This window comes from Candidatus Eisenbacteria bacterium (assembly GCA_026388185.1).
Classification (GTDB): Bacteria; Eisenbacteria; RBG-16-71-46; order JAFGJU01; family JAFGJU01; genus JAPLKG01.
The window spans coordinates 91,222-102,402 of sequence record JAPLKG010000014.1; the positions used below are offsets into that span (position 1 = coordinate 91,222).

The following is an 11,181-nucleotide window of genomic DNA, read 5'->3' on the forward strand; positions in this document are numbered from 1 at the left end:
CTATTGAAGCAGGAGGAAGGATTTGAAAAAGGTTTTCACGAGTATAAACCCAATGGAATGCAGTTTTCGTAAGACAATCCTAGAATCTCATGGTATCCGGTGTATGATTAAGAACGAGTTACTCTCACCGCTAGGGGGCGCAATACCGGCACCAGAGGTATGGCCCGAACTGTGGATTCTTGCTGACGAGAGAATTGAAGAAGCAATTCAGCTTCTTGATGTCGAAGAACAAGACAAAGGCTCTTCTACCGAATGTAAATAGAAGCCGTCTAGCGATGCGCTCGACCAGCCCGACTGCTCCGCATTGAGAGAAGGCGTTGTGGTCATCGGCTGTATTGCTCCGCAGTCGACAGGTGAGCGCCACACCGTTGGGCTGTCTAACACGTTTGGAGATGAAACCATGAGACCGCTTGCTCTGATGTGCTTTGTGTGCAGGATATGGGTGCTTGTGATAGTGCTGGTTCCGATGTTGGCTGGCTGTGGAGACGACGACACCGTGAAGCCCTCGGGGGGAACCAACGGTTCACTTGTCTTCACGCGGGAGAATGGATCCGTGGTGGAATTCTCAGCCGCCGCGGAAACGTTCGTATGGTGCGGCCCCTGGGAGACCGATCTCGTTCCGGTCCCCTCGTTGCATGTGTGGTTCGGGAGTCTAGAGCAGCCGGAAGGCTGGGTGCTCCGGGCAGTCGTACGTGACATAGAGATCGGGGACACTCTGCGCTTTCCGAACTACTTCGTCTGGGACCAACCGGACAGCGTGCACCTATTCCTCCTGGATCTCCCGAATGAGCTAGCCACGGACACGGAGGAATCCGGCGGCTTTATTGTGTTTCACCACCTGCCCTGCTCAGGCGGGATGATCGTTGATTTCTCGATCGACGCCGTCATGGGCAGTGAGTACTGGGACATGCCGCCGGTCACAGTGCGTGGCCGGTTCACCGCACGGGTCACCGGCCCTCTCCCGGCCGGCGCCCAACCCCCCGGGCTGGGAGGTCTACATCGAACGAAGCATGGCCCGATTGTTTCCAGACGATGAAGGACCAGAGGACGACCATGTACGACCAGAATGTTCACTCTCAGCTGCCCCCCTTTGACCTTCTCGTTGAGGTTTCGCCGGGTGAGGGCTGTTTCGCACACGTCCCGGCGCTCCCAGGCCTGTGCTTTCGCGCTAATGACCCGGAAGGGGCGGAAGGCATTGCACCGGGGCAGATCGCCAGGTACTCACGATGGCTCCTTGCTGAGGATCTAGTTGACCTCAACTCAGAGGCTGCCGCACTCGTGCGCCGTGCGCGCATCGGTGACTTCACGGGTGTTCGGGTTGTCGAGACGGAACGTCGAGACGGCTCGCCTCTCTGGATTTCCGGGAATCCGGCCGTTCTATTCGACCACGATCGCCATCCGCTGGACGACACTGCTGTTGCCGCACATCTCCGCTTTGCACGTCAGGTTGTGAAGCGCATTCGAGTGATGGTCGCCGCTCTGTCCCCAGACCAACGTGAGCATAAGCCCACGGTCCAGTATCGTTCTGTGAACGAGACATTGACCCACATCGGCAACTGTGTCTGGTGGTATTGTTCACGCGTTGACGATGGGTTGCCGGAGCCTGATGCGCGAGCCGAGGAGACGCCGATGGCTCGCATCGAACGCCTGCTCGAGGCTGCAGGGGAATACCTGCTTGCGGTCCCGCTACAGGCGCGCACGACCGTTCACGTCCCAACCAGGTTTCTGACGAAAGATCCCCGTGAGGCCTGGACCCACACAAAGGTGTGTCGCCGCCAAGCAGAGCACATGTGGGAGCACTTGCAGACGCTCGGACAAGCCATATGTTGACCTATCAACCCGCCAGCCCCGAACAGGCGGAGGAATTCCTGCAATTATTGCGCATCGACGCAGCCGACTATCTCGAGCGCACCGCACAACTCATGCAGATGACCTGGTCACAGTTTGCCGAACTCGTTAAGACAGTGGGACGAGTCTGCGGCGTCTATCAGGATGGTGCATTGGTCGGGTTTTACTGGATCGAAGAGCGCGGCAAAGTGGTACACTAAAGCGGCCGGCCGGTGAGGCGTAACCGGCCATAACTTCGGGAGAGATCACGTTATGAGCGAGAACATGATCTACAAGCTGTACCTCATTATCTCCGGGGCTATTTTCTTTTTCGTTGGGACGTTCCACCTCCTCAGGCTCATCTATCACTGGCCTATCGCGGTTGGAACGCGAACAATCCCATACGAACTGTCCTACGTTGGGTTCCCAGTCGCAATCGGGTACGCGATCTGTGCCTATTGGCTCTTTCGGAAGTAAGGTAGTGTTGTCATGGTGTGGACACGATGCGAGCAAGTAGCGTTGGAGGTCCTTCATGTTTTGTCCAGAATGTAGAGCAGAATATCGCGAAGGATTCCTCAGGTGTACGGACTGCGATGTCGATCTGGTCGCCGAGCTACCGCCTGAACCCGAACCCGAGTTTGTGGATTACGAAGAGATCCTGGCCACTTATAGTCATGGCGACATCGCCCTGATAAAGAGTATTCTAGATGGTGAGGACATAGACTATTTCTTCAAGGGAGAGTATTTTGCTTACGTGAACCCGCTTGCCGATCCTGTCAGATTGATGGTAAGGAAGGACCAAGTGGAGGATGTTAGGAATATTCTGAAGGACCTGAAACTGTCGTATTTTGGGTGTCAACCCGGATAGGCGTTCCTAGGAAGGCGCGCAACAAGATCTTTCAAGGATCAACGGATTGGAGGAATCCATGAACACCAACGCTTCGACGGTCGAAATCCCTCGAAACGCAAGACAATGGGCCATGATATGCCACTTGAGTGCGCTGTCTGGTCTGCTGGGAAACGGCATCGGCTTTCTCCTGGGCCCCCTGATTGTATGGCTGATCAAGAGAGAGGACCATCCCTTCATCAATAAGCAAGGCAAGGAAGCGGTGAACTTTCAGATCACCATGTTCATTGTTCTCTTCATATCTGCGATATTATGCCTTCTCTTGATAGGCTTCGCGTTTCTGATTGTCGTTGCTTTCCTGATGACCATATTCCCGATTATTGCGGCGGTTCGTTCTAACAACGGGGAGGACTACAAATACCCAGTTTCGTTGCGTTTCATAAAATAGCCCGCATCCGGTGGATCCGAGTCGTCCTGACCGGTATCGCGGCTGAGAGCTGCGGCATGCCGACTTGGCTTCGACGCGTGGCGTGTCGGGGGGAAACAGAGAATGAGACATCCGAGACTCGTTGTGCCCCTTCTAGTACTGTCGTTGATCCTCGTTGTGCTGGCGGCGTGGCCGCGCCTCATCAATTCCATGCTCCCGCCCGACAGTCGCCCAGGCAAGATTGATTTCGTCGTGGAAAGAGTGACCGCGGAAGAATTTGGCGCCCTCGCCGAGCAGTTGACGCAGCAGTATTCCACGCCGTTCAATCACATAGAGCGATTCAAGAAAGCGCGAATCCTTTCTTACGAAGGGCCCAAGACTTGCTTGAAGTGTCACTGGGTCATCACCGTGAAGGACGCCGTGACCGGCCAAGAGAAGAAGGTCAGCCTGATGAAGAACTTGCTGACCTCGGCCCACTACCGCTTTTTCACCAAGCGACACCCCAACGTCTACGGGTTCAACGGTGTGCTTGCCGATAATTTCCCGATGGGAAAGATCGATCGTCCGTGTCCCAAACCCGGTTCCTTTGCGATGACTGCGTGGGTCGAACTTGTCAACACCAAAGACGGCAGGACGTATTCTGAGGGGTGCGGTCAATGTCACATCGGCGGCCAATACCAGGCGCCGCTCGGAGAGATCATGCCGGGTTATCGCACGCTTCGCGCAGAGAAGGACGCGATCGACTGCCTCGTATGCCACGCAGTGGCATACGACATGAACAAGAAGCAGGTGGTTACCGACAAGAACGGCCGCTTGAGGTGGGGACAAGATCGTTCCATGAGAGCCGCCATGTCGGTCACCACGCCCACTGCGCAGAACTGCCTGCGCTGCCACCAACACAACTTCGGGGGCGACGTCTATGTTGACTCGCTGGGTGCCCCATACATGCAGAGCTCGCTAAACCTCGGGGCAGAGCGCCCGAGGATTCGGCATCCGGGCTCGAAGAGAGGAACCCCCTATTCCCCTTCGTGGGACGTCCATGCGGCAGGAGGCATCTCTTGTGTTGACTGCCACGCGACGGAAGGGCATTTGATCGCCAAGGGGACTCATACCACGACTATGATGGCAAACGATCTTCCGAACGTGGAGGTGACGTGCGAGAAGTGTCACTCCGATGAGCCTCACCGGGGCGGTGTCGATGTGGATGCGAACACGGCCGAGTTCTTGAACGCGCATACGGAAAAGGTTGCTTGCCAGACTTGTCATATTCCGTCACTAAATTCTGACAACGTCACAATGAGAGATTTCTCTACGCCCCTCTTCGAGAAAGAGCCTGGAATCTACATCTACGACGACGTCGTCAAGGAAACCGGGCCTGGAAGGGGCATCGTCTACGCGTGGTGGAACGGAGACGGTTCATTCCTGGGTAATCCCATAGGCGACAATCCCAACGGAAGGAACCTCTACAGATTCTACAAACCCACCAATGTCTGGCCTGAGTACAAGAAATTCGACTACCGTGCATGGTACGAACGAGTGATGCGACCGATCGCTCAGAAGGGCAGAAAATCCAAGCTCTATGCAATGAAGCTATACAACGGTAAGCAGCACATCGACCTTCAGAACATCACACCCTTCGGTGGAATGTTCGTTCCATACAATTTCCCCACCTATTACGCAACCGGCGACGCCAATCTTGCCGCACAGAAAGAGATGCAGAAAAGCACGATGAAAATGATGTACGGCTGGATGTTCGACTTCTATCTGATGAACAAGTTCATGACCTTCATGGGCGCCAAAGGTTGGAACGCGTCGTCGTACAAAGACGTCCTCAGCATGAGAAAAGTGGAGCCCCGCTGGCTCCCCAACAATGCGTCCATGGAAATAGATCACGCAATTAGGCGTGAAGGCGCCCTTTCCTGCTCGAATTGCCACAATCCCAATGGAGTGCTAGACTGGAAGGATCTCGGCTACACTGAGGATGAGATTCAGGCGTTGACCATAAATCCGCTGGAACAATGATGGAGAACGCCTTGTCTCTGCAAAATCGGAGGGTTTGTGTACCATAAGACCGACACTTCCCACTTCCACGGACGCGACTTGGACAAGACGATGTTCGCGGACTTTGAAGCCGCCCTGGCTCACATTCGCGACAACGAGATCAAGATGATAGACCTCAAGTTCACCGATTTGGCGGGACGCTGGCATCACGTGACTTTGCCGACCAGTCAATTCGGGGAGAACTTGATGCGCGACGGTGTCGCGTTCGACGCCTCCGCCATCGGATTGCGTCCGGTAAAGGCCGGAGACATGGTGCTGATACCGGACATCTCGACGGCGTTTCGCGATCCGTTCTGGGACGTGCCTACCCTGAGTTTCATCTGCTCCGCCTACGAGGCCGACACGAAGCTGCCCTTCGGGCGGGATCCCCGCAACATCGCGACACGCGCCGAGGCTTACATGCGTGAACTTGGCGTCGCGGACGAGAGCCGATGGGGCCCGGAGTACGAGTTCTATGTGTTCGACAGCGTCTCTTTCGAGAACGAAGTGAACGCCGCGTCGTATCGCTTGGAAAGTAGTGAGGCCGACTGGCAAAGCTCACGAGGCGGCCACGGCCATCTCATTCCACGCCACGGTGGCTATCACGCAATTCCGCCGAAGGATCAATTGTTCAACCTGCGCAGCGAAATGGTGATGGTTCTGGAATCGATGAACATCGAGGTGAAGTATCATCACCACGAAGTCGGCGGGCCCGGCCAGTGCGAGATAGAAACCCCGATGATGGCGATGGTGCACAGCGGCGACGCCACACAAATCGTCAAATACGTCACCAAAATGACGGCCGGGCGCAACCAGAAGACGGTGACATTCATGCCCAAACCGCTCTTCGGAGAGGCGGGCAACGGCATGCATTTCCACCAGCAATTATTGAAGGACAATCTGAACTTGTTCTACGATTCGCGCGGCTACGGCAAACTGAGCAACATCGCGTTGTTGTACATCGGCGGCCTATTGACACACGGCCCGGCACTGTTGGCGTTCACGAATCCGTCCACCAACTCTTATCGACGCTTGGTGCCCGGCTACGAAGCGCCGGTAAACGCGTTCTTCAGCCTGGGCAATCGCAGCGCCGCAATCCGTGTGCCGAAGTACGCCGATCAGCCGGACAGTGCGCGCTTCGAATTCCGCCCGCCCGACGCGACGTGCAACGTCTACCTGGCGCTGGCGGCCCAACTCATGGCCGGCATCGACGGCATTCGACGCAAGATCGACCCGCGAGAGGCAGGGTTCGGGCCGATAGATCAGAACATCTTCGCCTGGAGCGAAGAGCAGCGGAAATCAATCAAGCCGTTGCCGGGGTCTCTCAGAGAAGCGCTGGACGCGCTTGAGCGAGATCACGATTTCCTCTTGCAGGGCGAAGTGTTCGACCCGGGTCAGATAGCAGAGTGGATCCGGGTGAAACGCGAGGAATACTACGACGTACGCAACCGGCCGCACCCGTTCGAGGTGTCCGCGTATTTCGACGTCTGAGCGCGACCCTGACGGCGCCGCACGCTTGGTTCGCGTCGCTGCAACAGAAGGAAGAAACAGGTGGGTTTCACAGAGACAATCATACAGTGGGTCACACATCTGATTGACGTCTTGGGTTATCCCGGCGTGGCGTTTCTCATGATGCTGGAAAGCATGGTGGCGCCGGTTCCAAGCGAAGCCGTGATGCCTTTTGCCGGGTGCTTGATTACGGTAGGCCGGTTTAGTTTTCTGTGGGTGGCGATATCGAGCACGACGGGAAGCATAGTCGGCTCCTTGATATCGTACGCGGTCGGTTACTACGGCGGCAAACCCTTCGTGATCAGATTCGGCAGGTACGTTCTTCTCAATCTTCACGATCTCGAAGCGACGGAGCGGTTCTTTCATCGACACGGCACGATAACTATTCTTATCGGTAGATTCATCCCCGTGATCCGCCACCTCATTTCCATACCGGCAGGAGCCGGAAGGATGAATCTCCTTCACTTCTCCCTCTACACAATAATCGGCGCGTGCGCGTGGAATACGTTCCTTGCCTGGCTTGGATATCACCTCGGAAGGCACTGGGAAGTGGTTCACAAATACAGCGGGCCGATTGACGCGGTCGTGCTTGTGCTCATCGCCTCCGGATTGATCTACTTCGTCAGGGCCCACTTGAAGAGGGCGAGCGCGTATCCGTCAGGCCGACAGCCGTGAGGCAGGCGGCCGTGATGGATGCGGTATTGCCTGTACCGTACACAATCTACCCCCTCTCTGCCCTTGAAGTGACGCCGTAACTGTGTTATAATCCCGCAAAAGCATTCTTTGTCAGTCAAGGCTGTATTTCCAAGAAGCAGGTGCCCGAAACGAGGAAGCCCTGCGCTGTTTCTTGCCTGCGTAGCCTTGTCGCAGGTTTCTCGCGCGCGTCGCCGCTGGAACCAACGCGTTTGGAGCCCACGCGTAGCGAGTGAGATGCCAGTCGACTGAAACCGGGGTGCCTCTGTAATGCCTGTCACGTTTCACCTCGCGACATCCCACCCGCACACTCGTTCCTCCGGCTTGCCGCCCTACCGAAGAAGCGTGAAGGACCTGCGTCCTGGGAGGATTCCGCCATGATTAGTCGTGCCGGTCTTGCGCTCATACTAGGTTGCTTGGCGCTCCTGATGCTCGTGGGCCAGCCGGAAATCGATCCCGCAATGGCACTCCAGTGCCCACTCGACAGCTGCAACACGGGCTGCACCCTTACATATTGGGCCACCTCCGCGCCCGATCGCTGGTACGAAAGCCAGATGCCCATCAGCTACTACGTCAACGAGAACGGGGCCGCTGATTGCACGGGAGACGAGTTCGCCGCCGTCAAAAGGGCCACGACGAACTGGGAACAAGTGATCGGGAGTTACTGGACGACGTGCTACGGCGGCACGACGAGCAGGCATTCGAACGCGGACCACGCTCAGCCCGCGCGTGACACGGTCAACGTCATCTCCTGGGAAGATTTGGGCGGCGGTTTGCCTCTTTCATTGGGCTATGGATATGTGTGGTACAGCACAACCGGAGACTCGATTATCGAGGGCGATATTTCGCTCAACAACAATACCGCCGTCAAGTGGTCTGCGCTGAAGGCCGATTCGTGCATTCACGGAAGATTCGACGTCGAAAACATCGCCACGCACGAGTTGGGTCACTGGATGTATCTCTACCACTCCTGTGATATCGGAGCCACGATGTACTGCTGGGGCGACTCCAACGAGACTAAAAAGAGGAGCCCGAGCGACTGCGACATCATAGCCATGCAGTCCCAGTACCCGCAGAGCGCCGGTGTGCCCAGGCCTCAGCCCGGCTGTTGGCCGGTGGATATTGATGCGAACGTTGATTCGAATCCGGTGCTCGGTGACATCAACAGAGACGGAACAGACGAAATCGTCGTGGCGGGTGACGACGGCCGCGTGCACGTTCTGACGGGAAGAGGCGAGGAGCTTTACGGCTGGCCAAAGCAGGCAGGCAACTGCATAGACGGCTCGCCGGCCCTCGGAGACATCGATAGCGACGGCTGGCTGGAGATCGTCGTCGGCTCCTACAGTGACAGCGTCTATGCATTCAGGCACGATGGTTCACTCGTGTCCAATTGGCCCCGTGGAACAAATTGGTACGTGAGAAGCACCCCGGCAATCGCCGATTTGGACAAGGATGGCGGCCTCGATGTCATCTGCGCGTCTACGGATTCGTGTGTCTACGCCTGGAGGGCGAACGGGAATCTTATTTCAGGCTGGCCCGTGAAACTTGGCGGAAACATGCAACTTGCGGGACCTGCCGTGGCCGACCTCGATGGAGACGACAGCCTCGAGGTTGTCATTTCCGGCTACGACTACAAGGTGTACGCACTCAAACCTCACGGGGCCAACATGAGCCCATCCATGTGGCCGGTAAGCACGGGCCGCAAGGTGTACGACCGCGTGGCCATAGGGGACATCGACGCTGATAACCATTACGAGGTGGTCGCGACCTCGGCACACGATAGCGTGTACGCATGGAATCACGACGGGAGCAAGTGTTCCGGCTGGCCAGTTTACGTCCCGGTCTGGGTAGACTACTCTGCGCCCAGCCTTGGCGATATCGATGGGGATGGGGCACCAGAAATCGTGTTTGGTTCGGAGGGCGACTCGCTCTATGCCTTCAACGGCAACGGATCGAGGGTGACCGGGTGGCCCGGGTACGTGGATGGATACGTCAGAGGCTCTGCCGTCATCGTTGATATTGACTCTGACAACGCCTACGAAGTCGTCGCGGTAACAGACAAAGGAAAAATATACGCTTTCAACGGCAACGGCACTACGGTCAACGGCTGGCCCAAGACTTATCCGGAGTCGGGGTACTACAGAACTCCTGCCATAGGAGAGACCAACGGAGACAACGAGCTCGACATGGTGGTCGGCAGCACCTATCCGGGCAAGCTCTACGCATTCAGCCTCGGTTCAGTCCCGGCCAACAACACGTACGAGTGGCGTATGTACGGCCACGACTGGAACCGTACTTCGCGCCATGGTTACGCGCCGAGCACGCCGATTCCCATAGTCTTCTCCGACATGTTCGCAGACCTCGACCATTGGGAACTGTTTGGGCACGGAGGTTCTCACGTGGGCCTCTCCTCTATTTACTACAGTCCGCCTTACAGCATGGAGATGGTGGGAAGCCCCGCATCGGGCGACTTCGCGAGCGCCTACTCGGAATTCATCGACGTCGACTTCACGAAGCCGTACTCCATCAAGTTCTACTTCACTTATGACAATTTCAGCACGGCAAACTGGATCGTGTTCGGACATGCCCGGCTGCGCTTGCTGAGCCCGACCGCGCCCGTGTTAATGGACAGGGCCGGAGATTGGTCCGATCTTGCGTCCATCGGCCCGCCATTCTATTCGTATTGTGCCGCAGGGGCCTTTACGGAATTCGAGATCGACGTAGATCCATCGACAAGAATAGTCATGCTCTTGGTCAACGGTGCGCCGCTCGGAACGGGCCAGTATCTGGAGACCCTGGTTCCAAGCAACCGGGCGTGGCTGGAAGACAGAGAGTATCCGGGCGAATACCTCACTGGTTGGTACGACGACTTCGAAGTGCGTGGATACCCACCGGTGGTCGGGGTTGGACCGGCGACTCCGGTCACTCCGCCGCTCGTGAACGCGCTCTATCAAAGTTATCCAAACCCGATGAACCCGATGGCGACAGTCAAGTACTCCGTCAAGGAATCGGGTCGCATCACGCTGCGGATATATGACGTGGCAGGACGGGTCGTAAGGAGACTGCTCGACGAAGAGAAGCCGGCCTCTCCGACGTTGTATTCAGTCGTATGGGATGGCACAGACGATTCGGGGCGGCGGGTGGCGAGTGGCGTATATTTTTGTGAGCTCGAGGCAAAGAACTTTATCTCGGCGAAGAAGATCGTGGTCTTACGGTAGTATCGACCGCCCCCAGGAACCGGAGAATCGGGGCGTGCACAGTCGGACACCAAGGTCTGGGATACCAAGATCCAGGAGGTTGAAGGTCTATGGAAGCAAGGACGTTTCGATCGTATGCGGTCGCCGCTATGTTTATTGCGGCGATCTTTGCTCTCGCCCTCGCGGCGCCCAAATCTGAGGCGCTCATGCAGAAGGCAACGCTGGCACAGCTTGCAGAGGGCTCGACCGGCATTATTCAGGGCCAAGTCACAGACATCACGTCTCAATGGGACGCCGATGGGAAGACTATCTTCACTTACGTGACAGTGACGGTCGATCAGTGGTTCAAGGGCACGGGTTCCCAAACGATAACGATACGTGTCCCGGGAGGAGAAGTGGACGGTGTCGGCCTGATGGTCGAGGACACTCCCGTATTCGCGAAGGGCCAGACGGTCGTCACTTTCGTCGAACCGAGCGAGGAACAGTCTGTGATGAAGGTCAAGGGGCTCTTCCAAGGAAAGTTCACAGTCGAGAACGGAAAGGTACGCGAGGCGGGTCTTCCGCTCGGCGATTTTGTGCAGAGAGTAAAGTCCATCGTAAAGGCGCAGGAAAAGAGAGCGCAGGAGAAATAGGCCGGGGGT

At 56.7% G+C, this 11,181-nt stretch carries 12 protein-coding genes; all 12 read left to right on the forward strand.

What is annotated here, in order from left to right; all coding sequences use genetic code 11:
- The first annotated feature begins 22 nt into the window (after positions 1 to 22).
- The gene (locus NTX17_07945) at positions 23 to 262 is read left to right on the forward strand and encodes a DUF2007 domain-containing protein (protein MCX5801300.1); all 240 of its coding nucleotides are present in this window, start codon (positions 23 to 25) and stop codon (positions 260 to 262) included.
- 138 nt (positions 263 to 400) lie between these two features.
- Entirely contained in the window at positions 401 to 1,036 is a 636-nt protein-coding gene (locus NTX17_07950; GenBank protein MCX5801301.1) for a hypothetical protein, read from the forward strand.
- 17 nt (positions 1,037 to 1,053) lie between these two features.
- Positions 1,054 to 1,830, forward strand: a complete 777-nt coding sequence (locus NTX17_07955) for a hypothetical protein (GenBank protein ID MCX5801302.1) — start codon at positions 1,054 to 1,056, stop codon at positions 1,828 to 1,830.
- A complete protein-coding gene (locus tag NTX17_07960; protein MCX5801303.1) occupies positions 1,824 to 2,048 on the forward strand; it encodes a hypothetical protein in 225 nt (74 codons plus the stop codon). The genes NTX17_07955 and NTX17_07960 overlap by 7 nt, the downstream gene beginning before the upstream one ends.
- 52 nt (positions 2,049 to 2,100) lie before the next feature.
- Complete coding sequence (locus tag NTX17_07965) at positions 2,101 to 2,304, forward strand: hypothetical protein (protein ID MCX5801304.1); 204 nt, start codon at positions 2,101 to 2,103, stop codon at positions 2,302 to 2,304.
- Between the two features lie 55 nt (positions 2,305 to 2,359).
- Positions 2,360 to 2,695: a DUF2007 domain-containing protein gene (locus NTX17_07970; protein ID MCX5801305.1), complete on the forward strand. Its 336-nt coding sequence runs from the start codon at positions 2,360 to 2,362 to the stop codon at positions 2,693 to 2,695.
- A 58-nt stretch (positions 2,696 to 2,753) separates the two neighbouring features.
- The gene (locus tag NTX17_07975; GenBank protein MCX5801306.1) at positions 2,754 to 3,122 is read left to right on the forward strand and encodes a DUF4870 domain-containing protein; all 369 of its coding nucleotides are present in this window, start codon (positions 2,754 to 2,756) and stop codon (positions 3,120 to 3,122) included.
- A gap of 102 nt (positions 3,123 to 3,224) precedes the next feature.
- Positions 3,225 to 5,123: a hypothetical protein gene (locus NTX17_07980; protein ID MCX5801307.1), complete on the forward strand. Its 1,899-nt coding sequence runs from the start codon at positions 3,225 to 3,227 to the stop codon at positions 5,121 to 5,123.
- A 78-nt stretch (positions 5,124 to 5,201) separates the two neighbouring features.
- Positions 5,202 to 6,632 carry a type I glutamate--ammonia ligase gene (gene glnA / locus NTX17_07985; protein ID MCX5801308.1) on the forward strand — a complete coding sequence of 477 codons (1,431 nt, stop codon included), beginning with the start codon at positions 5,202 to 5,204 and terminating at the stop codon, positions 6,630 to 6,632.
- Positions 6,633 to 6,692: 60 nt separating this feature from the next.
- Complete coding sequence (locus tag NTX17_07990; GenBank protein MCX5801309.1) at positions 6,693 to 7,325, forward strand: DedA family protein; 633 nt, start codon at positions 6,693 to 6,695, stop codon at positions 7,323 to 7,325.
- A 395-nt stretch (positions 7,326 to 7,720) separates the two neighbouring features.
- Positions 7,721 to 10,561 (forward strand): FG-GAP-like repeat-containing protein, encoded by a 2,841-nt coding sequence (locus NTX17_07995; protein MCX5801310.1) that lies wholly within the window; start codon positions 7,721 to 7,723, stop codon positions 10,559 to 10,561.
- Positions 10,562 to 10,650: 89 nt separating this feature from the next.
- Entirely contained in the window at positions 10,651 to 11,172 is a 522-nt protein-coding gene (locus NTX17_08000) for a hypothetical protein (protein MCX5801311.1), read from the forward strand.
- Positions 11,173 to 11,181: the final 9 nt, after the last annotated feature.